The sequence below is a fragment of the Streptomyces tatrensis genome, assembly GCF_049310065.1.
GTDB lineage: Bacteria > Actinomycetota > Actinomycetes > Streptomycetales > Streptomycetaceae > Streptomyces.
This window is the reverse complement of record NZ_JBMDLB010000007.1, coordinates 402,704-424,353: the sequence shown is the minus strand read 5'-3', so window position 1 is coordinate 424,353 and position 21,650 is coordinate 402,704. Positions and strand designations below refer to the sequence as shown.

Here is a 21,650-nt window from a genome sequence, read left to right as displayed (position 1 = left end):
CGCCGCCGGATGCCCCGAGGGCCACGGTCCCCACGGGCATCCGGCGGCTTTCCGCGTCCACGGAGCGGCTGCGGGCCGCGCTGCGACGGGGATCGCAGCACGGAACGGGCCGTACGCGATGCCAGCACGCCCGTTCGGGCAAGTGAACCCAGGCGAAGCCGTTGCGCAGGCACGGGAGGTGGGAACGTGACCGCTCAAGCGGTGGGCACGAAGGCTCGCTCGACGTTCGCGGGGCGCAGGTCCGCGGAGGCACCCGCGGATCCCGCCGGGGTCGCGGACGCGTCCGGGTCCGCGACCCCTCAGAGGCCGGAGCGGGCGCAGGCTCAGTGATTACCGAGGCGGTGGCGGCACGGAACGCGGCGGACGCCGGGCAGGGTCCGCGCCGCACGGATCCGGAGCTGCTGCTCGCGGCCTCGGTGCTCTTGGCGGACGCGGCCCTCACGGCGAAGCAGGCGGGCGCCGAGCTGACGGGCGCGCTCAGCAGCTGGCGGCTGGGGCTCGAGGCGCTGCGCCGCCCCGCCTGGGCGCTCGGTACGGCGGTGTCGTGCGCGCGTGCGCTGACCAGCCCGGCGGGCCTCGGATTCGGGGCCAGCGGAGGACCGGCCGGGGAACTGGCCCGGATCACGGGGAACGTGACGGACCGCAGGCCGGCCGCCGTGGCGATGGCCGTGGACGCCTTCGCCCTGCGGATCAGGGCGATCGCCTCCGACCACCCCAATCTGGACTCGCCGCTCGCCAGGCGGCTGACCGACGCCATGGTGGCCGGGAACCGGCTGGAGGCGCTGCGCGCCATGCACGCGCTCGTCGAACGCCTGGGTGTCACCCGGGCCCTGACCACGATGAGCCCCGTGATCATGGAACTGTCCGCGCTGCTCGGCCTGCTCGACGAGAACCCGGTCAACGACGAATTCTCGTGGGTGACCCTGGCCGGCGGAGTGCCGACCACCGATCCGTTCCTCGGGCTGCCGAGCGCGCTGCTGAAGCACCTCAACCCGGGCCCCGGCCGGGCCGAACGGGCTGACGCGGACTCCATCCTGGCGAAGGTGCTGGCCACGTCCGGCAACGACATCGTCAGCTACGTCAACGACATCGGCGCCCTGGGCAACCACGGGCTGGTGCTGCTGCGCCGCGTCGAATGCGCCGACGGCGCCGTACGCCACGTCCTGCTGCTGCCCGGGACGAGCTTCGCCCTGCTGAGCAACAGCACCCCGCAGGACCTGGTCGGAGCCTTCGACGGGCTGCTGCGCACCGATACGACGTACACGCGCGCCGCGCGCAAGCTGCTGGTGCGGGCCGGGGTGCCGGCCGGATCGGAGCTCATGATCGTCGGACACAGCCTGGGCGGCATGACCGCGATGAACCTCGCCGCGGACGTGGAGGTCGCCTCCCGCTACCAGCTCACGCACGTGATCGCGGTGGGCTCGCCCATCGACGGCAAATGGCCCGCCGACCACACCACCCAGGTGATCAGCCTCGTCAACAACCACGACGTGATCCCGATGATCGACGGCCGCGGCCCCGCCTCGCCCAACGACATCCCCGCGAGCTGGGTCGAACTGGCCTGGCTGGACGAGTCGTACGACTACCCGCTGTCGCACGCTCCGCAGGCCTACTCGGACACCCTGCGCGGCCCCATGGCGCACCACCGGGAGAAGGTCAACGCGCTGATCGGCGCCTACGACGGCCGCATCGTCGGCAACCAGCCCTACATGCTGCGCGACAAGTGACCCAGGGAGACCGCGAGATGACCACCGACCACGACGGCGACTCCACGGCGAAGACCGCCCCGCGACCCCCCGGGACGGCCTGGGCCCTGGAGAACGCCGTGTTCACCGCGGCCATGGTCGCCCAGCGCCTGCCCTGGACGGACGCCGCGGCCCGCGCGCTCGGCCTGGAGTCCCTGACCCGCGAAGGAGTGCGGCGGGCCCTGCTGGAACACCTGCGGCGCACCCGCTCCGGGCGCCCCGTCCAGCTGCGGACCCCCTTCGGGAACTTCCTCGTACCGCTGACCCCCGCCGCGTCCGAGTCCCTCCTCGTCCGGGCGGACGAGGGACGGGCGCTGGAGCCCGCGGTCGGGCTCACGGCCGCCGGGCGGAGGTACGGGCTGTCCCCGCACACGGCGCTGACCTGGGAGACCGTCGCACCGGGAAGCGAGCTGCCCGCGCTGGTGGCCCGGCACGTCGACGAGGCCGTCGAGGGCCGGCGCGGGGACGGCACCCTGGAGTGGCAGGCCTGGAGCCGGACGATGGCGGGGCTGGCCCGCCACCTGGTGGCGGGTGGGGCGGCAGCCGAGGACACCCTGCTGAGCGAGATCGTCACCCGGGCCGCCGCGGCGGACGGCCGAGCTGCCCGCGCGGACTTCGAGGCCGCTCTCGGGCGCAGGACGGCCCGCTACCTGGAGAGCCCGGACCCGGACTCCCTGGTCGGCAGGCTGGTCGCGGCGGGAGCCTGCGCGGACACCGTGCCCGCGGCGGTGGGCCACGCGCTCGTCCTGGTCACCGAGGCCGCCACCGCCACGACCCTGCACGCCCTGGCCCTGCACACGGTGGAACCGGCGGCCGCCCCGGAGGAGACCGTGGCCATGGCGCTGAGCCACTACCCGCCGGTGGCCGCCGCCGTGCACCGGGTACGGACGCCGTTCGTCTGGGAGGGCCTGGAGATCGGCGCCGGTACGGAGATCCTGTGCGCGCCGGGCTGGCTCCCCGCGCCGAAGGGCGGCGCCGGGCCGGGCGTCTGGCCCTCGGCGCTGTGCGGGGCGCCCGGCGCGTGCGCGGCGACCCGGCTCGCGGTGCTGGTCGCCGAGGAACTCGTCCGCGCGATCACCGCGGTCGCCCGGCCCTTCCTGGTCTCGCCGCGGCCGGCGGCCGGCCGGCTGCCGGGCACGCTCGAGGCGCGCTCCCTGCTCGTCTCGCTCCGGGAACTCCCGGGGGGCCGGGGCGACGGCCGGGTGACGGTCGGCGGGCCGGCGGCCCTGCCCATCCCGGTACGCGGCTGCACGTCCGCGTCCTACGGGGCCCTGGCGCAGACCAGCGCCGACCGGCTGGCGGCGCACGCGGAAAGCCTCGCGGCCTGCGCCGGGGCCGAGGGCTGGGACCAGGACGAGGCGGGGGAGGGCTTCCGCGAGGTCCTGCTCGACCACGCGGGACGGTGCGCCCGGGCGGCCGACGGCGTGCGGAGGGCGGCGACCCGGCTGGCGGACTAAGGCGCGGAGCCGGGCGGCGCGGAGCCGGGCTCCGCGCGGTCGCCGCCCGGCTACCAGAAGGGTGTCTCGCGCCTGCCGCGCTCCCTGTCCACCAGGGACTGCACGGCTTCCTGGGCCTCCTCGCACAGCAGGCGGGCCGCGGCCCTGCGGGCGGAGTAGGACTCCGGCCGGGGCCGTGCGGGGATCGGCTCGCCCACGGTGATGAGCCACTTCGCCGGCAGCGGGAGGAGCGTGGTGAGCGGGAAGTAGGGGAGGTCGAGCAGGCGCGCCAGGGCGGGGACGTCACCGAACCTGGGGTACGCCTCCTCGGCGCCGATCACGGACACCGGGACGACGGGCGCTCCGGCCTGGACGGCGGTCGCCGCGAACCCTGGGCTGAACGGGCGCAGCCGGTACCTGCTGCGGAAGGATTTCTCCAGTCCGGAAATTCCTTCGGGAAACACCCCCACGAGTTCCCCGGCGGTCAAATGTTCCAGCCCGAGCATCGGATCGAGCAGAAAGGCACCCATTTTCCGGGCGTACGAGCCGATCACCGGAAATCGAAAAGCCAGAGACGCGGCCGGAACGTTCAGGGGGCGGTTCAGAATGCGGGTGAGCGATTTGATCAGGACGAACGCATCGAGCCCCCAGGCCCCCGAATGCTTGGCCACGATCACGGCCGGCCCTTCCTGCGGGATGTTCTCCCAACCGGTGACTTCGAGGCGGAAGTAGTCGTCCATCAGCCACTCGAGCAGCCGGTCCCAGGCACCCTCCCCGGCTTCACCGAGCCGCTCCTTCGCGTAACGGAATTCGGCGGCCCCCGCCCCCATGACATCGGTCACGCTTTCCGACACGAGTGTTCTCCTTTTCCCGCCGGTCATCGGCGCCACCTTGGCGCAAGGGCCGCACTATCGCAAACAGGAGCTGTGATGATCGCTTCCACCCCCGAATCGACCGGATCGATGATCGATCTGATCGGCGAAATCGTTCTTTCGATGGGGGAATCCTCTGCCGGGGACGTGCACTCCGGTGCCCGGATGGGGGACCTGCTGACCGACTCGCTCATGGTGGTGGAGATGGCCATGGCCCTGCACGAGAAGCTGGACGTCAAGGTCGACGAGGAGGAACTCCGCGACCTCACCGTCGCCGAGTTCGCCGGACTCCTCGACGCCCGCCGCAACGCCGTGGTGCCCCCGCGGGACGGCGCCGCTCGGTAGTCCGGCCCGGGGCACGGCTGCACGGCCGGCCGGCGGACCTCCGGCCGGGCGGTGGGCGCCCGGCCGGAGGCGGACCCGTCGGGCCCGGCCCGTTCTAGCGGGCGCCCGCCGAGGCGTGAGCCGCCGGAACCGGAGCCGCTGCCGACCCCGCCGACGTTGCGTGCACGGCGTCGAGCTGGGTCTCCATGTCGTCGAGCGCGCTGCGCACCGCGGCGATCCGCAGCAGCAGCTCGTCCGCGGCGTCCGGCGGCGACTGCTTCGCCAGGAGCAGGGAGCGCTTCTCCTCCTTCTCCGCCTCGTCCTCCATCTCCCGCGCCTCCTCGAGGGCGTTGAGGACCACGCCGATCAGTACGTTGACCAGCACGAAGGATCCGAAGAGCACGTAGGAGGCGTAGTAGAGGAGGCTCAACGGGGAGATGGCCAGCCCCGCGTGGACGGCGTCCCCGAGCCCTTCGAGCGTCATCAGCAGGAACAGGGTCAGGGCGGCCCGGCCGATGGACCCGTAGTGCTGCGGGTCGTGACCGGCGAAGCAGATCCAGCCGATCATCGCGTACACGTAGACGATCAGCGCGCCCACGAACAGGAAACTGACGGTGCCGGGCAGGCTGCGGCCCACCGCGACCAGCAGGACCCGCAGCTGGGGCATGAACCGGGCGGTGCGCAGGACGCGTGCCAGTCGCAGCAGCCGCAGCAGCGTGGTGTTCTCCCGGAGGAACGGGATGAAGGCCGAGGAGACGACCAGCAAGTCGAAGACGTTCCAAGGGTCTTGGAAGAAAGCTTTCGGCCGGTCGGCGTGAGCGCCCAGGCGGATCAGCATCTCCAGGGTGAAGGCGATCACACAGAAACGCTCGGTCGCCGAAAGCAGGCCGCTGTACTCGGCGGAGAAGCCGCTGTACGTCTCGGCCCCCAGCAGTGCGGCGTTGAAGAGGATCACCGCGAAAACGGTGAGCGAGAACGCGGGCGCCTCGCACACGTCGCGGCAAGGTCCCGCAAGCCTTCCACGCCAGTTGTCCACCGCGGTCGGGTCGGTCATCGTGCTCCCTCGTACGGGCCACCGGCCGCCCCGGCCCCGCACGCGCCGCCTGCGCCGCGACGGAAGACGAGGCAGCCGAGGCGATGTTCATGTTCCGGGTCGTGTAACGCCGTACGGGGGAATTCGAGACGCCCTGGAGCACTACATCGCCCGATCGGGGCCCCGGCCCGCCCCGCGAAGGCCGGGGCGTGGCGTGCAGGATGGGCGCATGACGAGTCGTGACGGTGGGACCGGACAGGCGTGGGCGGCGTTGGGCGGCCCCGAGGAGCTGGCGGGGCGGGTCGGCTTCCGGGGGCCGAGCGGGCTGGGGGACGGGCCGCTGCCCGTACGGGAACTCGCGCGGGCCACCGTGGGCGCGTGCGCGCTGGCCGCCGCGGAGTTGGCGGCCGTACGGGCCGGCGGCGGTGCGGACGACGTGGCTCCGCTGCTGGTCGACGAAGGGGCCGTGGCCACGGCCTTCGTCAGCGAGCGGCACCTGCTGGTGGACGGCCGGGCGCCCGTGTCGTTCGCCCCGCTGTCGGGCTTCTGGCGGGCCGCCGACGGGTGGGTGCGTACGCACGCCAACTATCCGCACCACGAAACCGCGTTGGTGCGCGTCCTGGGGGCCGGTACCCGGGAGGGCGTGGCCGGGGAGATCGCCCGGCGGCGGGCGGTGGACGTCCAGGAGGAGGTCTACGCGGCCGGCGGGCTGGCGGTGTCCGTGATGACGCAGGGGTACGGCACGTCCCAACCCCTCGTGGAACGAACCGCCTCGGGCGTGCGCGGACGGTCCCTCGGGGCACTCGTCGGGGGCGGACTGCCGATGGCGGGGGTGCGGGTCCTCGACCTGACCCGGGTCATCGCGGGGCCGGTGGCCACCCGGACCCTCGGGCTGCTCGGCGCGGACGTCCTGCGGATCGACTCCCCGGGGCTGCCGGAATCGGACGACGCGTACGCGGACACCGGCTTCGGGAAGCGCTCCGCCCTCCTCGACCTCGGGGAGCCGGGGGACCGGGCGGTGTTCGACGGACTGCTGGCCGGGGCGGACGTGGTGGTGTCGGGATACCGGCCGGGGGCACTGGAGCGGTACGGGCTGGGCGCGGAGGAACTGCTCGCGCGGCGGCCGGGGCTCGTGGTGGCCGAGCTGTGCGCGTGGGGGTGGCGGGGCCCCTGGGCGGGCCGCAGGGGATTCGACTCGCTCGTGCAGGCGGGGTTCGGGATCTCCGCGGCCTGCGGGGACGGGCACGGTCCCGGGGTGCTGCCGGCGCAGGCGCTGGACCACGGCACGGGGTACCTGGCGGCAGCCGGGGTGCTACGGGCCCTCGCGGAGGGCGGTGGCCAGGCCCTGCGGTTCTCCCTGGCGGGGACGGCGTCGTGGCTGGTCCGCGAGGTCCCCGGGGCCGGCGCCGCCGTACCGGGGTACGCACCGGAACCGTGGCTGCGCGAGACCGCGTCGGGATACGGGCCGCTGCGGTACGCGGCCTCCCCGCTCGGGGGCCGCGGGTGGCGGCGGGGCCCTTCCCGCTGGGGCACGGACCGGGCGGCCTGGCTCTGAGACGCGGGTCGACGGCGCGCACCGGAGCGGGGCCCCGGCCAGGGTGTCGGCCGGGGCCCCGCGGGGAGGTGCCGGCCGCCTCCGGGGTCTGGAGGCGGCGGCATCGCACGGAACGGGTGAGGAGACTGGTCAGGGTCAGGTGCTCACGCGTTCCGGAAGCGGATTAGAAGTAGACGTTCCAGGTCACGTTGACCGAGGAGGACTTGCCCGCAGCGTCGGTCACGGTCAGGGTGCTTCCGCCGAAGCCCCAGGTGGTGGGGGAGCCGGTGATGACACCCGTGGCGGCGTTGATGCTCAGGCCGGCCGGCAGGCCCGTGGCCTTGAAGGCGTACGGCTTGGTGCCGCCCGTGGCCTGGAGGGAGAGGGAGACGGGCTTGCCGATGTAGACGGTCTGGTTGCCCGGGTTCGTCAGGACCGGGCTGGTGCCCGTGACGGTGCTGACGGTCCAGGAGAAGGTCGCGGAGGCGGCCTTGCCCGCGTTGTCCGTGGCGGTGACCGTCACGTTGGAGGTACCGGCCGTGGTGGCGGTGCCCGTGATGGTGCCGGTCGCGGAGCCGATGCTCAGGCCGGCGGGCAGACCCGTCGCGGACCAGGCGTAGGGGGCGGTGCCGCCGGTGGCCTTGACCGTCAGGTTGGCCGCGGCGCCGACGGCGGAGCTCTGGCCGCCGGGGTTGGTCACGGACAGGGCCGTACCCGCGGTCGTGATCGTCCACGAGAAGGAGGTGGAGCCGGTCTTGCCGGCGTTGTCGGTGGCGGTGACGGTCACGTTGGAGGATCCGGCCGTGGTGGGGGTGCCCGTGATGGTGCCGGTCGAGGAGGCGATGGCCAGCCCGGCGGGCAGGCCCGTCGCGGACCAGGCGTAGGGGGCGGTGCCGCCCTCGGCGCTGTTCTTCAGCTCGGGTATGCGGGCGCCGATGACGCCGTTCTGGGCCGAGACCGCGGCGACGGTGACGTTGCCGGGCTGCGGGGTGGAGGTGACCAGGGCCAGCTGGAAGTGGGTCAGGGCCTCGATCACGGGCTGGAAGATGGTGAACTTCTCACCGCTGCCCGAGGTGCAGGTGGCGGAGCCGCCGCCGGAGTGCAGGCCGACGGCCTTGGAGCCGGTCGCGGTGACGTACGCGCCGCCCGAGTCTCCGCCCGCCGAACACGCGCTGGAGTACGACAGGCCGCCGATCTTGACGTTGCCGTAGTCCACCTCCTGGTTGACCTTGGTCACTTCGCCGCACTTCAGCTGCGTGGTCTGCCCGGAGCGGCATATCGCGGTGCCGACGACGGCGTCGACGGAGCCGGTGACGGTGAAGTTGGGCTGGATCCCGTACCCCGCGACCCTCGGAGAGAGGTTCCATCCGGGCTGGTCCACGTCGACGACACCGAAGTCGCCCACCGGGCCGTTGACGCTGCTGTTGCCGTCCTTGTTGGACGTCCCGATCCGGGTCCCGTCCTTGCCGTAGGCAGGCTGGTTGACGTCGTTGGTGCAGTGGCCGGCCGTCAGGTACGTCCTGGCGGCGTTGGTGGTGCGGGTGGTGGAGAAGCCGATGGAACAGGGGCTCTCGGTGCCCGGCACCCACTTCTCGCCGCCGACCACGTCGCCGCCCTGCTGACGCGGGCTGTCGGAGGTCTCGGTGACGTGCACGATGCCGCCCATGGCGGCGAGGCGGGCCACGAAGGCGTCGGTGGAGGCGTTGCGCGCCGTGCGGTCCACGGTGACGTCGATCCGGTTGTTCCGGACGTCGGGACCCCACGAGACCACGCCCGCGATCCCGTCGCCGATGTCGCGGCTGACGGTCCGGGTGGTGGCGGCCAGTTCGGCCTGGCCGTAGCGGGCCTGCTGGGCGACGGCGCCCGTGTTCCGTACCAGCGCCGCGTCCGCGGCGGTGGAGACGGCCGCGTTCAGGCGCCCCGTGGAGGAGTCGAACCACAAGCCCGCCACCCGGTCGCCGATCCTGCCCCGGATGAGGGTGGCCGCCTTGCCGGCGGCCGCCTCGTCGGCGATCCGCTCGCGCACCTGGTCTGTGGAGAGGCCGAAGTCGCGTTGCATGGCCTTCAGGAGCTGCGGGTTCACGGACGGTCCGGGCTCGGAGGTCGCAGTGGCGTGTGCGGGGAGGGCTCCGAGGCCGCCGAGCGCGACCACGGCCGTGACCGAGGCCGCCGTGATGGAGGCCCACTTGGACCTGGTTGACAGATTTCGCACGGAGATCCCTTTCATGGGGGGGCGGGCCGGATGGGTAGGCCGGGCCCGTACGGGGGCGGGCCCCGTGGGGGAGCACGGGACCGTTCACAGCCCCGGAGCACGCATTCCGGGGAGCCGCGTCCGCGCACTCCGGGGGTGGCCAACAGAGTGATCCCGGGCCGGTGTCGGGAGCATCGGAGGAATCCCTTGCTGCCCACCGCGAGGACCACGTGGCCCGGACTGACCCCAACCCGCCGCGCCCCGCCCCGTGTTGTCCTCCCACGTGGACCGGGGCGGGGCGCACGCGCGCGGCGCGGGCGGCGGCCCGCGCGGGCGCCCGTACGGCGTGCCGGGCCCGTCGCGCCGGGCCCGACACGCGGAACGGCGGGCCGTCCGGACCACGCCCCCGCTCCTCCCGTGGAGGGCAGTGGTGCTCCGGGCATGCCACCCCGCACCCGGAGCGCGGACGGCCCGCCGTCGCACCACCATCGCGGGGAGCGGCGCCCCTTGGCATCAGGGGAAACCCTTGATCCCCCGGCCCGGCGGCACCCGGCGTTGTCACGGGAACCGACGCCGCCTACGGTGCCTCCTCGTGACGCCAGACAGTGACTCGGGGAACCCCGCCACCGCTCACCCCGTCCGTCCCGCGCCCGTCGCGGGGGCCCGGCGAGCGGCCTCGGGCGCGGCCGCCCACGCGGCCGGAGTGCTGGAGCGCGACGGGCGGGTGGCGCTCGCCGGCCCCTGGGGCGCGGGCAAGACCACCGTCCTGGAGGACGTGCTGCGCACCCTGCCCGCCGGGTCCGGCTCCGGCCCCGGGGCCGTCCCCGCCTCCGGCTCCGGCTCCGGGTGGACGGTGCTGCGCGTGACGACGGTCGAAGAGGACCGGGGCCACGTCTTCGGCGCGCTCGCCCAGATGCTGTCCCACTGCGGCCCGGCCCAACTCGCGGTGCTCTCCGGCAGGCAGAACGAGGTGGTCGACCGGATCCTGCACCGGGGCGCGGACGAACCGCTCGCCGCCTCCGAGCAGTTGCCCGCCCGCCTCGCGGTGACCGCGCTGCTCGCGTCGGGCCGCTGGATCCTGGCCGTGGACGGGGCTCAGTGGCTCGACCCGGCCAGCGCCGACGTCCTCGGCTACGCCCTGCGCACCCTCGCCCCGCCCGGACTCACCGCGATCGTCACCGAGCGCGTGCACGGCCGGGCGCAGTCCGCCGCCCGACTGCTCGGCGGCCACCCCGCCCAGGTCGACGTGGACCCCCTCGACGCCGAGGAGACGGCCACCCTCCTCGACGCACACGGGCTGCCCACCCGCTGGGCGGGCCCCCTGCAGAGCCACTGCGGCGGCCACCCCCTGCTGACCTCCGTGTCCTGTACGGCACTTGCGCGGCTGCCCGCCTCAGAGAGGCTCCGGCCCGCCTTGGCCGAGCAGTCGGTCGACGCGGCCGGAGCCTGGCTGCGCGCCACGCTCGGCGAACCCGCCCGGCACACCCTGATGCTCGCCGCCCTGACGAGCCGGCCCTCGCTGCCGCTGCTCCTGAGGGCGGGCCGCTCCGACGCCGAGGAACACCTGGCCCAGGCGCAGGCGGCCGGCGTGCTGAGCGTGGACCCGGCGAGCGCCGTCCACTTCACGGCGGCGGCCCTGGCCCGGGCCGCCGCCCGCTCCGGGGCCAGGCCCCTGCGGGCGGCCGCCCACCTGACGCTCGCGCGGGCCGTCGGAGACCCCGTGCACGAGGTGCGCCACCGGGCGCTGGCGGCCGACCTGCCCGACCAGGGGCTGGCCGAGGACACCGAGACCGCGGCGGCCACCGCCCGCGAGGCCGGCGAACGCTCCCTGGCCGCCGAGCTGTTCCTGATCGCCGCCGAGATCACCCCGCCGGCCCGGTCCGCCATGCGGATCCGCAGGCTCTCGTACGCCGCCCAGGAGGCGGCCTGCGCCGGCTCCGTCGACATCGCCCGGCAGGCGGCCGACGCACTGGCCGCCAGCAGGGCCGAGCCCACCGACCAGGTCACCGCACTGCTCGCCGTCGTCGATGCCCACGGACAGGCCATCTCCGATCTGGAGCCGCTGCTCGCGCGCTGCCGGGAACTGGCGACGGGCCACACCGAGCTCCTCGCCGCCGTCGAGCTCCGCGCGGCGATCGCCGCCAACGTCGCGCACGCCGCCCCCGAGCGGGCCCTGCGCGCCGCCGGCCGGGCCGCCGAACTCGCCGCCGCCGGCGGCCACCGCCCCCTGCAGGCCGCCGCCCTGACCATGCGCGCCCGGATGGAACGGGTCCTCGGCACCGCCGACGCGCCGGGCACCCTCGCCGAAGCCCTGGCCCTGGGGATCCCGGCCCAGCACTCCGGCATCCGCAACAGCGCCCAGTACCTCGCCGCCCGGCACGCCGTCTTCGACGACCGGCTGGCCGAGGCGCGCGATCGGCTGCTGGAGCTGCTCGCGCTCGCCGAGCACGAGGGCGACTCCGAGGACCTGGTCGACATCTGGCGCAGCCTCGCCGAGGTCGACACCCGCCTCGGCGCGTGCGCCCCGGCGCTCGCCTGGGCCGATCAGGCCGTACGGCTGTCCACCGGGGCGGGGCTGTCCATGGGCCCCGCCTGGTACACCGCCGCGCTGACGCAGAGCGCCGCCGGATCCTTCGCGGCCGCCCTGCGCACCGCCTCCTGCGGGGCCCGCGCCTCGCAGGAGGAGGGCGACGGGCTGTACGTGTCGCGCAACCTCTGGGTCATGGGCGCGGTCCAGCTGCACACCGGGGACGTGGCCGACGCGGTGGCCTCGCTCACGGCCGTCGCCGAGGCCGAACGGCACGTACCTCTCGCCGACCCCGGCATGTTCCGCTGGCAGCCGGACGCGGTGGAGGCCTTCACCTGCGCGGGCCGGCTCGACCTGGCCCGCGAACTGCTGGAGCGCGCCCGGCCCGCCCCGGGCGGGGCCGGAGTCGACTCGGGACCGGGCGCGGCACTGGACCGCGCGCACGGGATCCTGCTGGCCCGCGGCGGCGCCGTGGAGGAGGCGAGCGTCCTGCTGCACCGCACTGCGGCCGCCTTCGAAGGGCTGGGGCTGCCCCTGGAGCAGGCCCGTACGCTCCTTGCCCTGGGCCGGGTCGAACGGGCCCGCAGGCGCCAGGCGGCCGCCCGCGCGGCCTGGGAGGCGGCCCGCGCCGTCTTCGACGACACCGGCGCCCGCCCCTGGCAGGAGCTCACCCGGGAGCTGCTCGACCGGGCGGGCGGATCGGCTCCGGCCACCGGCCAGGCCACGGGGCCGGCCCCGGGCGCGAGCAGGCTGACCGAGTCCGAGTCCCGCCTGGCGGACCTCATCTGCCAGGGGGCCACCAATCAGCAGGCGGCCCAGCACATGTTCATCTCGGTCAAGACCGTCGAGGGCATGCTGAGCCGGGTCTACCGCAAGCTCGGCGTCCGCTCTCGCACCCAGCTCGCGGCGGCCCGCGCCGCCGCGGCCCCGGGCCAGGAGACACGGACGCCCCCCGAGTGACCTGGGGTCACGCGGGGGGCGTCCGGTACATCCGGTCCTACGGGGTCTCGGGGGATCAGACCGCCGGCGCCGGGTAGGTCGGGTACTCGACCCCGGAGACGTACTGGACGACCCGGACGACCTGGCAGGAGTAGCCGAACTCGTTGTCGTACCAGAGGTAGAGGATCGCGTTGTCCCCGTCGACCTTGGTGGCGCCCGCGTCGACGATCGAGGCGTGGCGCGAGCCGATGAAGTCGCTGGAGACCGCGTCGGGCGCCGTGGTGAAGTCGATCTGGCGCTTCAGCGGAGAGGTCAGTGACACGTCGCGGAGGTAGTCGAGCACCTCTTCGCGGGTGGTCTCGCGGCCCAGGCGCAGGCTGAGGATCGCGATCGAGACGTCCGGGACGGGGACGCGGATCGAGCTGCCGCTGATCGGGGCCTTGAGGTCGGGCAGCGCCTTGGCGACGGCCGAGGCGGCACCCGTCTCGGTCATGACCATGTTGAGCGGCGCGGAACGCCCGCGGCGGTCGGCGCTGTGGTAGTTGTCCAGCAGGTTCTGGTCGTTGGTGAACGAGTGGACGGTCTCCACGTGGCCGCGCAGAACGCCGTACTCGTCCGCCATCGCCTTCAGCGGCGGGACGATCGCGTTGGTGGTGCAGGAGGCGCAGGACAGGATCTGCTCGTCCGGCTTGATCGTGTCGTGGTTGACCCCGTGCACGATGTTCGGGACGTCGCCCTTGCCCGGAGCCGTCAGGACGACCTTGTCGATACCGGGGCGCAGGTGCTTCGAGAGGCCCTCGCGGTCGCGCCACTTCCCGGTGTTGTCGATCAGGATGGCGTCCTTGATGCCGTACGCCGTGTAGTCGACCTCGGACGGGTCGTTGGCGTAGATCACCTTGATCTCGTTGCCGTTGGCGATGATCGTGCTGGTCGCCTCGTCCACGGTGATCGTGCCCTGGAACTGGCCGTGGATCGAATCGCGGCGCAGCAGCGAGGCGCGCTTGACGAGGTCCGCCTCACCGCCGCCGCGGACGACGATGGCACGCAGGCGCAGGCCGTTGCCGGATCCGGTCTTCTCGATGAGCAGGCGGGCGACGAGGCGGCCGATGCGGCCGAAGCCGTAGAGGACCACGTCGCGGCCCTCGCCGCGCTCGATCTTGTCGGCACCCGTGGCGCCGGCGACGGCGCCCGCGGTGAACTCCTCCACCGACAGACCGCGGTCGTCCGCCGCGTACGACGCGGCGAGCATGCCGAGGTCGATCTGCGAGGGACCGAGGTCGAGGGTGGTGAGCGCCTGGAGGAACGGCAGGGTCTCGGTGACCGAGAGCTCCTCGCCGTCGATCTGGCGCGCGAACCGGTGGGTCTTGAGAATGCTCACCACGGACTTGTTCACCAAGGAGCGGCTGTGCAGCAGGATCGTGACGTCCCGCTCCCGGTGCAGCTTGCCGATGATCGGGATCATCGACTCCGCGATCTTCTCGCGGTTCTTCCAGTTGGTGAACGAGTCGTCATTGACAGTCACAGAATTATCTTTCGAGCTAGGCGGCGCTCATATGCTAACCCGCGCGCGGACCGCTCCTTCAGGCACCCCCTGAGCAGGCGGTCAGCCCTCCGCGCGCTGGGTCACCGCGGCGGTGCTCTCGTCGCCCAGGAACTCGTACCAGCGGCGCTGGAGGCACAGGTAGCGGGTGTCCGCCTCGGCCAGCGCGAGGAAGGAATCGACGGTGTCGGCCAGCCGCTCGCGCAGGCCCGGATCGGTCAGCTCGCCGTCCTCGCCGAAGGCCGAGTGCGCCATGGCGAGGCTGAACATGTCGGGGTACACCCGGGCCCCGAGGTGTTCGAGCGGGACCCGCAGTGCCCAGAGCCCGCGGTTCCCGCCGATCATCGACGGGGACGCGGACACCAGCAGGGTCTGCTTGTCCTTGAAGGGCTGCGGCCGGAACCGGGACACCCAGTCGACGGCGTTCTTCAGGACGCCGGGCACGGAGGCGTTGTACTCGGGCGAGGCGATCACCAGGGCCTGGGCCGCCAGCAGCCGCTCGCGCAGGGCGGCCGACCCCGCGGGCTGGCCGTCGGCCTCCTCGGCGTCGCCGTCGTAGGTGGGCATCACGAAGTCCCCGATCCGGGCGAGGTCCGCGACGGCGCCCGACCGCTCGACCTGACCGGCGACGAGCGCGGCCAGCCGGGCGTTCACGGAGCCCTCGCGGGAGGACCCCGCGAGGACGAGGACCCGTAGGGCGTCGGGTCCGCCGGTGAGGTCCAGGGGATCCGGGGCGGCCGGATCCTTCGGGAACTTCGGGCTCTGGGGCTGGTTCGCATCGGTCACGTGCGGGACCGTACGGGACCAGCCGGGGATCCCCGCGGCGCGGCGCACGGGCTGTCACCCGGACGGGGTCAGTTGGCGCCCCAGCCGCCGTCCAGGGGGAGCGAGGAGCCCGTCACGTAGCCGGTGTGCGGGCCGCAGAGCCACAGGGCGGCCGCCGCGACCTCCTCGGGCTCGATGAGCCGCTTGATCGGCGAGCGGGTCAGCAGCACTTCGGAGAGCACGTCCCCGGCGTCGATGCCGTGGGCGGCGGCCTGGTCGAGGATCTGCCCCTCGACCAGGGGGGTGCGGACGTAGCCGGGGCTGATGCAGTTGCTGGTCACCCCGTACGGGGCCCCCTCGATCGCGGTGACCTTGCTCAGCCCCTCCAGGGCGTGCTTGGCGGCCACGTAGGCCGATTTGTACGCGCTGGCGCGCAGCCCGTGCACGCTGGAGATGTTGACCACCCGGCCCCAGCGGGCGGCGTACATGTGCGGCAGCACGTGGCGCAGCAGCAGGAAGGGCGCGGTGACCATCACCTGCTGGATCAGCGCGAAGCGCTCGGGCGGGAACTCGGTGATCGGGGCGACGTGCTGGAGCCCGGCGCTGTTGACCAGGATGTCGACGGCGGTCGGAAGCCCCCCGATGGCGGCGGGATCGGCCAGGTCGACCACGTGGGCGTGCCCGCCGACGAGGCCGGCGACGGCCTTCGCCGCCGCCGCGTCGACATCGGCCACGTGCACCACGGCCCCGGCCTCCGCCAGGGCCACCGCGCACGCCCGGCCGATGCCGCTGCCGCCGCCCGTCACCAAAGCGACGCGGCCCCGCGGACCGGTGGGGGGCGGACCGGTGGGGGAAGGAAGTTCGCTCGTCATGGCCGGAAGCGTAGGGAGGGCCGTGGTGCGGCGCCCACGGTGTCGCCCCCCATACTCGGCGCCGCCCGTATGGAGACGATCACCATGCGTGCCGGTGGTGCACGCGGCCGGGGCGGCGCGTCCTCAGGTGTCGAGCGGGCAGCCGGCCAGCAGGGCCGCCGGGGTGGCGGACGGATCCCGGGGCACGGTGTGGCCGAGCGGCGGCCGCACGCCGCGGCCGATCCACTCCTCCAGGGCGGTGAAGGCGGCGCGGTGGCACGGGGTGAGGGGGCGAAGCCGGTCGGGGAAGGCGTCGACGAGCGAGTCCACGTGGGTGCCGCCCTCGATGCGGTAGTAGCGCAGCAGGTCCCCGCGGCCGGCCCGGCGGACCATCTCGGCGTAGACGTCGGAGTCGCGGGAGATGGGGAGCAGGACGTCGAGGGTGCCGTGCAGGGTGATCAGCGGTTTGCCGATCCGGCCGGTGAGCGCGATCCGCTGGACGGCGCGCCGGACCTCCGCGGGCCGCTCCGCGTAGGCGTAGTCGGCGTCACAGGCCGGGGTGCCGGGCGTGCAGAACGGGGTCCCGGCCTCGGTCGGACCGTCGAAGCCCGGATCGAACTCCTCGCGGTAGATCCGCTGGGTGAGGTCCCAGTAGTAGCTGTGGTGGAAGGGCCACAGGAACTCCGAGCCGGCCGGGAAACCGGCGGCGAGCATCGCCTCGTGCGCCGGGCCGGACTGCGGGCCGCCGGCCGCGTAGGCGGGATAGGCGGCCAGTGCCGGGGGCAGGAAGGTGAGCAGGTTGGGGCCGTCGGCCCGCCACAGGGTGCCTTCCCAGTCCACCCCGCCGTCGTACAGCTCCGGATGGTTCTCCAGCTGCCAGCGGACCAGGTAGCCCCCGTTGGACATGCCCGTGGCCAAGGTGCGGTCCGGGGCCCGGTGGTAGCGCTGTGCGACGACCGTGCGGGCGGCCCGGGTCAGCTGGGTGACCCGGGTGTTCCACTCGGCGACGGCGTCCCCGGGGGCCCGGCCGTCGCGGTGGAAGGCGGCCCCGGTGTTGCCCTTGTCCGTGGCGGCGAAGGCGTAGCCGCGCGAGAGCACCCAGTCGCCGATGGCCCGGTCGTTGGCGTACTGCTCGCGCACGCCCGGGGAGCCGGCGACGACGAGACCGCCGTTCCAGCGGTCGGGCAGCCGGATGACGAACTGCGCGTCGTGGTTCCAGCCGTGGTTGGTGTTGGGGACGGCGGCCGGGGCGGGGGTGTCGGGGAAGTAGCCGTCGATCTGGATGCCCGGCACGCCCGTGGGCACGGCCAGGTCCCTGGGGGTGAGACCGGCCCAGTCGGCCGGATCGGTGTGCCCGGAGGTCACCGTGCCGGCGGTGGTCAACTCGTGCAGGCAGGAAGCCTGTTGGTGTTCCGCGCCCGGTACGTGAAGACGGGCGCGGCGCGCGCAGTGGGCGTCGGATTCACCGGCGGCGGCCGGCGGGGCGAGGAGGGCCGGAAGGGCCGAGGCCAGGAGGACGACGGCCGCGGCCGCGGTGGCGGCGGAACGGATGGCCGGTGGCATGGGGAGCCTCCAGAAGGTGCGCGGGGACGGGGACTGGGCCGGAGGCTACGGCCGGAGCGCCGGCCGCCGACACGGCTGCGCCCGCCATGGCGGTGGCCCACCGGGTGGGGGCGGGAGCCATGGCGGGCGGCGGGACCGGTCGGTCGGGGGCTCAGGGGCAGCCGGCGTCGGCGAGGGTGAAGTAGCCGGCGGGGGCCTCCTTCAGGGTGTGCGTGACGTAGAGGTTGTAGAGCCCCAGGTTCTGCCCCGAGCCCTTGGCGTACGCGTAGCTGCCGTCGGTCGTGGCCCGCCCGGCCTGTACCTGCTGGTAGTTGTTCGCCTTCCAGCACGCCGCCGGCGCACCGGTCGTGCTCGCCGTGACCGGCGCCGAGCGGGCCCCGGCCGCTCCCGCGCCGTCGCGGGCCGCGACGGTCCACGTGTGGCCCGTACCGGGGGCGAGGCCGCCGTCGGTGTGAGGGGGCCCGGCCGGGGTGGCGACCTGGATCCCGTCCCGGTGGACGGCGTAGTCGGTGGCGCCCGGCACCCGGTCCCAGGTGAGGGTGACACTGGTGTCCCCGACGGCGGAGGCGGTCAGACCGGAGGGCGCGGGCAGGGAGCCGGGGCCGGGGCCGGGGTCGGTCGTGGAGCCGTCCAGACCGAAGAACTTCGAGATCCAGTGGGCGGAGCAGATCGAGGCGAGGAAGTACGCCGCCCCCGTGTGCCCGCACTGCCCGGGACCGGAGCCCGGGTCCACCGGGGTGCCGTGCCCGATGCCCGGGACCCGGTCCACCTCGACGGCCACCGTGCCGTCGGCGGACCGGTACTCCTCCTGGCGGGTCGCGTTCGGTCCGATGACCGAGGTTCGGGCGGGGGTCTGCGGGAGCCCGTGCAACGCCGTCCACTGGTCGCGCAGTTCATCGGCGTTGCGGGGAACGACGGTGGTGTCCGCTTCCCCCTGCCAGATCGCTACCCGGGGCCAGGGCCCGGGCCACGCCGGATGCGCGTCGCGGACCAACTGGGCCCAGGCAGCCGGTGACTTGTCCACCCCGGGGTTCATGCACGTGTACGGGCTGGTCCCCTTGGCGCAGTCGTAGGGCAGCCCGGCGATCACCGCCCCGGCCGCGAACACGTCCGGGTAGGCCGCGAGCATCACGGAGGTCATGGCGCCGCCGGCCGACAGGCCGGTGACGAACGTGCGGGCGGGGTCGGCGGAGTAGGCGGAGACGGCGTGAGCCGCCATCTGCCGGACGGACGCGGCTTCGCCCTGGCCGCGACGGTTGTCCGCGGACTGGAACCAGTTGAAGCACTTGTTGAGGTTGTTGGCGGAGGTCGTCTCCGCGAGGACCAGCAGAAACCCGTCACGGTCGGCGAGTTCGGGCAGTCCGGAGTTGTCGGCGTAGGTCTGGGCGTTCTGCGTGCAGCCGTGCAGGGCGATCACCACGGCCGGTTGGGCCGGGAGGGAGGCCGGCCGGTACACGTACATGGTGAGCTGCCCCGGATTGGAGCCGAACCCGGTGACCCGCTCGAGCGCGACGGCCGCGCGGGCGGGGGAGACGGGTCCGGCCACCACCCCGCCCACGACCAGCAGCACCAGCGCGAGCAGCCGGACGAGACTCCGGCGCGCCTGCCCGTACGACCGGCCGTACGTCTGCCGCTTCGACCACCCGTGAGGGCGCTGCCGGCCGGTGGTCCGGGTGTCGGAGGATCTCTTGCGCAAGGACATGGCGGCTCCCTGAGGCGGCGGGCACGGCGCGGGCCCGTCGTCCGGGGCCCGCGGTGCCCGCCACCGTAAGAGCGGCGCGGCCTGCTGCGGCATGGCGCGGAGCTCCATAGTCCGGCCTCCGCTTGACCGGTCCGCGAGGGTTGCGCGGGGCTCCCGCCCGCTGCTAACTGCCGGTGCTCACCGCCCCCGCCGCCACCGTCAGTTCCGCGGCCGTCGCCGTACGGACCTCGTCCAGCGAGACCCCGGGCGCCAGTTCGCGGAGCAGGAACCCCTCCGGGGTGATGTCGAGGACCGCGAGGTCGGTGATCACCCGGTGGACGACGCCCCGCCCGGTCAACGGCAGTTCGCACCGCTCCACGAGCTTCGGCGTGCCGTCCTTGGCGGTGTGCTCCATGAGCACGATCACCCTGCGCGCACCGTGCACCAGGTCCATCGCGCCGCCCATTCCCTTGACCATCTTCCCCGGGATCATCCAGTTGGCCAGGTCGCCCGAGGCCGACACCTGCATGGCGCCCAGCACGGCCGCGTCCACGTGCCCGCCGCGGATCATGCCGAAGGACAGCGCGGAGTCGAAGAACGAAGCCCCCGGCCGGACCGTGACCGTCTCCTTGCCCGCGTTGATCAGGTCCGGGTCGACCTCCTCGGCGACCGGGTACGGGCCCACGCCGAGGATGCCGTTCTCCGACTGGAGCACCACCTCGACCCCCGGTGGCACGTGGTCGGGGACGAGGGTCGGCAACCCGATCCCCAGGTTCACGTACGTGCCGTCCGTCAGCTCGCGGGCGGCGCGGGCCGCCATCTGCTCACGCGTCAGAGCCATGTCACACGCCGCCTTGCTGTGCGGGGAGGAGGGCCGTCCGGACCGTGCGGCGCTCGACGCGCCGCTCCGCCGCCGGATCACCGGGACGCACGAGGACCACCCGCTGGACGAAGACGCCCGGCAGGTGGACGGCGTCCGGATCCAGCTCTCCCGGCTCCACCAGCTCCTCCACCTCGGCGATCGTGATGCGCCCCGCCATGGCGGCGAGGGGGTTGAAATTGCGGGCCGAGGCATGGAAGACGAGATTGCCGTGCCGGTCCCCGGCCGCCGCCCGCACCAGGGCGAAGTCGGTGGTGATGCCCTCCTCCAGGAGGTACTCCCGGCCGCCCCAGCTGCGCAGCTCCTTGGGCGGCGAGGCCACGGCGACGCCCCCGTCGGCGCGGTAGCGCCACGGCAGGCCGCCCTCCGCGACCTGCGTACCGGCCCCGGCGGGCGTGTAGAACGCCGCGATGCCCGCGCCACCGGCCCGCAGCCGCTCGGCGAGGGTGCCCTGCGGGACCAGCTCCACCTCCAGTTCGCCGCTCAGGTACTGCCGGGCGAACTCCTTGTTCTCGCCCACGTACGAGCTGGTCATCCGGGCGATCCTGCCCTCGCGCAGCAGGAGTCCCAGCCCCCAGTCGTCCACCCCGCAGTTGTTCGACACCACCTCCAGGCCGTGCACCTTCGCGCGCTCCAGCAGCGCGCCGATCAGCACGCCCGGCACCCCGCACAGGCCGAAGCCGCCCACCGCGAGCGAGGCTCCGGCGGGGATGTCCGCCACCGCCCCGGCCGCACTCGCGACCTCCTTGTCCAACCCCATCGCATACCCTCCTCCACGCGGCCCCGGGCCGCCGGCCACCCGAACGGGCCGGCGCGCGGCCGGGCCCGCCCGACCGACCCTAGGAACCGCCGGCCCGCCCTGGCCATGGCGGCCGGGCCCACACCGGGCCGCCCCGCTGTGGGCCACGGCACCACGGGGAACCGGCGGAGCCGGGCGCGCGTCAGAGCGGTGCCGAAGAGCGGTGCCGATCCGGCACCGGAGAAGAGGGGGGAACCGAAGGTGCGTAGAACCACCGAGAGATACCAGCGGGTTGTGAACGCGAGCGCGAAGGGGAGCACCAAGGGGAAGGCCTCGAAGCCGAACGCGGCCGTGGCCCTCGCCCTGAGCATGGGAGCCGCTGCCGTGCTGCTCACCGGCTGCGGACAGGCCGGCGTGGCCGACCGGGCCGACCCGGCCGCCCCGGGCGATCCCGTGGCGGCGCCCGCCCGGCCCACGAAGGCCGCGACGAGGTGCCCGGTGATCGACCCCGCCGCACCGCAGTCCTCGCCGACGCTGATCGACGGCAGCCCGGCCAACACCCCCGAAGGCGAGCGGCTCGCCCAGGCCATCGGGGACCAGGGCTACGGAGCCTTCGCCGACGTGTACTCCACCCAGATCGTGGACCATCCGGCGGGCCGGGTCGCCCTCTGCGTCACCGACCTCGCCCGCGGAAAGCTCCTCGTGGCGGCGGCGCACGCGGCGGATCCGCAAGCGGACCCGGCCCGGGCCGATCTGTACCTGAGCACCTACGCGCACCAGACCCTCCAGGCCGCCGGCGACAAGCTGATCGGTCTCAGAATCGGCTTCCCGGTCTACAGCGTCTCCAGCGGCCACGGCGAGGCGGTCGAGGTGACCTCCACGAAGGAGGGCGCCGCGTCGGCGGAGTTCAAGGCGAAGCTGGAGAAGGCCACCGGGGGCATCCCCGTCACCGTCACGGAGGGCGAGCAGCCCACGCTCCTGGAGGGCCCGCTGACCGCCGCTCCCTGACCGGTGACCCGTGCCCGGTCGG

The 21,650-nt window shown here is 74.1% G+C and carries 16 protein-coding genes; 6 read left to right on the top strand and 10 right to left on the bottom strand.

Annotated features, from left to right (window positions below; all coding sequences use genetic code 11):
• Positions 1 to 341: 341 nt before the first annotated feature.
• Both ACODT5_RS05675 and ACODT5_RS05670 read left to right on the top strand, forming a co-directional pair.
• Positions 342 to 1,727, top strand: coding sequence for a lipase family protein (locus tag ACODT5_RS05675; RefSeq protein WP_422518085.1), 1,386 nt, complete (start codon positions 342 to 344; stop codon positions 1,725 to 1,727).
• A gap of 17 nt (positions 1,728 to 1,744) precedes the next feature.
• Positions 1,745 to 3,202, top strand: coding sequence for a cytochrome P450 family protein (locus ACODT5_RS05670; RefSeq protein ID WP_422518084.1), 1,458 nt, complete (start codon positions 1,745 to 1,747; stop codon positions 3,200 to 3,202).
• 50 nt (positions 3,203 to 3,252) lie between these two features.
• Here the strand turns inward: ACODT5_RS05670 and ACODT5_RS05665 are convergent, their stop codons facing one another.
• Positions 3,253 to 4,035: a lysophospholipid acyltransferase family protein gene (locus tag ACODT5_RS05665; protein WP_422518083.1), complete on the bottom strand. Its 783-nt coding sequence runs from the start codon at positions 4,033 to 4,035 to the stop codon at positions 3,253 to 3,255.
• A gap of 75 nt (positions 4,036 to 4,110) precedes the next feature.
• Between ACODT5_RS05665 and ACODT5_RS05660 the strand changes: the two genes are divergently transcribed.
• Positions 4,111 to 4,398, top strand: a complete 288-nt coding sequence (locus tag ACODT5_RS05660) for an acyl carrier protein (RefSeq protein WP_422518082.1) — start codon at positions 4,111 to 4,113, stop codon at positions 4,396 to 4,398.
• Between the two features lie 94 nt (positions 4,399 to 4,492).
• Here ACODT5_RS05660 and ACODT5_RS05655 read toward each other — a convergent pair whose 3' ends face one another.
• Entirely contained in the window at positions 4,493 to 5,431 is a 939-nt protein-coding gene (locus ACODT5_RS05655; protein ID WP_422518081.1) for an ion transporter, read from the bottom strand.
• Between the two features lie 208 nt (positions 5,432 to 5,639).
• Here ACODT5_RS05655 and ACODT5_RS05650 point away from each other — a divergent pair, with 208 nt between their 5' ends.
• Positions 5,640 to 6,965 carry a CoA transferase gene (locus ACODT5_RS05650; protein ID WP_422518080.1) on the top strand — a complete coding sequence of 442 codons (1,326 nt, stop codon included), beginning with the start codon at positions 5,640 to 5,642 and terminating at the stop codon, positions 6,963 to 6,965.
• Between the two features lie 163 nt (positions 6,966 to 7,128).
• Here ACODT5_RS05650 and ACODT5_RS05645 read toward each other — a convergent pair whose 3' ends face one another.
• Positions 7,129 to 9,156, bottom strand: a complete 2,028-nt coding sequence (locus ACODT5_RS05645) for a putative Ig domain-containing protein (RefSeq protein WP_422518079.1) — start codon at positions 9,154 to 9,156, stop codon at positions 7,129 to 7,131.
• 571 nt (positions 9,157 to 9,727) lie between these two features.
• Between ACODT5_RS05645 and ACODT5_RS05640 the strand changes: the two genes are divergently transcribed.
• On the top strand, positions 9,728 to 12,622 hold the full coding sequence (locus ACODT5_RS05640) for a helix-turn-helix transcriptional regulator (RefSeq protein ID WP_422518078.1): 2,895 nt from the start codon (positions 9,728 to 9,730) through the stop codon (positions 12,620 to 12,622).
• Positions 12,623 to 12,677: 55 nt separating this feature from the next.
• On the opposite strand, the gene ACODT5_RS05635 is transcribed toward ACODT5_RS05640, so the two are convergent.
• The 7 genes from ACODT5_RS05635 to ACODT5_RS05605 all read right to left on the bottom strand — a co-directional run bounded on the left by ACODT5_RS05635 (position 12,678) and on the right by ACODT5_RS05605 (position 20,641).
• Positions 12,678 to 14,123 carry a glyceraldehyde-3-phosphate dehydrogenase gene (locus ACODT5_RS05635; RefSeq protein WP_422518077.1) on the bottom strand — a complete coding sequence of 482 codons (1,446 nt, stop codon included), beginning with the start codon at positions 14,121 to 14,123 and terminating at the stop codon, positions 12,678 to 12,680.
• 81 nt (positions 14,124 to 14,204) lie between these two features.
• Positions 14,205 to 14,864 carry an NADPH-dependent FMN reductase gene (locus ACODT5_RS05630; RefSeq protein WP_422519563.1) on the bottom strand — a complete coding sequence of 220 codons (660 nt, stop codon included), beginning with the start codon at positions 14,862 to 14,864 and terminating at the stop codon, positions 14,205 to 14,207.
• Positions 14,865 to 14,995: 131 nt separating this feature from the next.
• Entirely contained in the window at positions 14,996 to 15,778 is a 783-nt protein-coding gene (locus ACODT5_RS05625; RefSeq protein ID WP_422518076.1) for a 3-hydroxybutyrate dehydrogenase, read from the bottom strand.
• 123 nt (positions 15,779 to 15,901) lie between these two features.
• The gene (locus ACODT5_RS05620; RefSeq protein ID WP_422518075.1) at positions 15,902 to 17,320 is read right to left on the bottom strand and encodes a 3-hydroxybutyrate oligomer hydrolase family protein; all 1,419 of its coding nucleotides are present in this window, start codon (positions 17,318 to 17,320) and stop codon (positions 15,902 to 15,904) included.
• A gap of 151 nt (positions 17,321 to 17,471) precedes the next feature.
• Positions 17,472 to 19,022, bottom strand: coding sequence for an extracellular catalytic domain type 1 short-chain-length polyhydroxyalkanoate depolymerase (locus ACODT5_RS05615; protein ID WP_422518074.1), 1,551 nt, complete (start codon positions 19,020 to 19,022; stop codon positions 17,472 to 17,474).
• Between the two features lie 163 nt (positions 19,023 to 19,185).
• Positions 19,186 to 19,842, bottom strand: a complete 657-nt coding sequence (locus ACODT5_RS05610; protein WP_422518073.1) for a CoA transferase subunit B — start codon at positions 19,840 to 19,842, stop codon at positions 19,186 to 19,188.
• Position 19,843: 1 nt separating this feature from the next.
• Complete coding sequence (locus ACODT5_RS05605) at positions 19,844 to 20,641, bottom strand: CoA transferase subunit A (protein WP_422518072.1); 798 nt, start codon at positions 20,639 to 20,641, stop codon at positions 19,844 to 19,846.
• A gap of 273 nt (positions 20,642 to 20,914) precedes the next feature.
• Between ACODT5_RS05605 and ACODT5_RS05600 the strand changes: the two genes are divergently transcribed.
• Positions 20,915 to 21,628: a hypothetical protein gene (locus ACODT5_RS05600; protein ID WP_422518071.1), complete on the top strand. Its 714-nt coding sequence runs from the start codon at positions 20,915 to 20,917 to the stop codon at positions 21,626 to 21,628.
• Positions 21,629 to 21,650 lie beyond the last annotated feature (22 nt).

What these genes read in the sequence shown, in the direction of transcription:
- ACODT5_RS05670 (WP_422518084.1), top strand. Translation starts at nt 1,745, where the DNA reads ATGACCACCGACCACGACGGCGACTCCACGGCGAAGACCGCCCCGCGA.
- ACODT5_RS05660 (WP_422518082.1), top strand. Translation starts at nt 4,111, where the DNA reads ATGATCGCTTCCACCCCCGAATCGACCGGATCGATGATCGATCTGATC.
- ACODT5_RS05655 (WP_422518081.1), bottom strand. Translation starts at nt 5,431, where the DNA reads ATGACCGACCCGACCGCGGTGGACAACTGGCGTGGAAGGCTTGCGGGA.
- ACODT5_RS05650 (WP_422518080.1), top strand. Translation starts at nt 5,640, where the DNA reads ATGACGAGTCGTGACGGTGGGACCGGACAGGCGTGGGCGGCGTTGGGC.
- ACODT5_RS05625 (WP_422518076.1), bottom strand. Translation starts at nt 15,778, where the DNA reads ATGACGAGCGAACTTCCTTCCCCCACCGGTCCGCCCCCCACCGGTCCG.
- ACODT5_RS05620 (WP_422518075.1), bottom strand. Translation starts at nt 17,320, where the DNA reads ATGCCACCGGCCATCCGTTCCGCCGCCACCGCGGCCGCGGCCGTCGTC.
- ACODT5_RS05615 (WP_422518074.1), bottom strand. Translation starts at nt 19,022, where the DNA reads ATGTCCTTGCGCAAGAGATCCTCCGACACCCGGACCACCGGCCGGCAG.
- ACODT5_RS05610 (WP_422518073.1), bottom strand. Translation starts at nt 19,842, where the DNA reads ATGGCTCTGACGCGTGAGCAGATGGCGGCCCGCGCCGCCCGCGAGCTG.
- ACODT5_RS05605 (WP_422518072.1), bottom strand. Translation starts at nt 20,641, where the DNA reads ATGGGGTTGGACAAGGAGGTCGCGAGTGCGGCCGGGGCGGTGGCGGAC.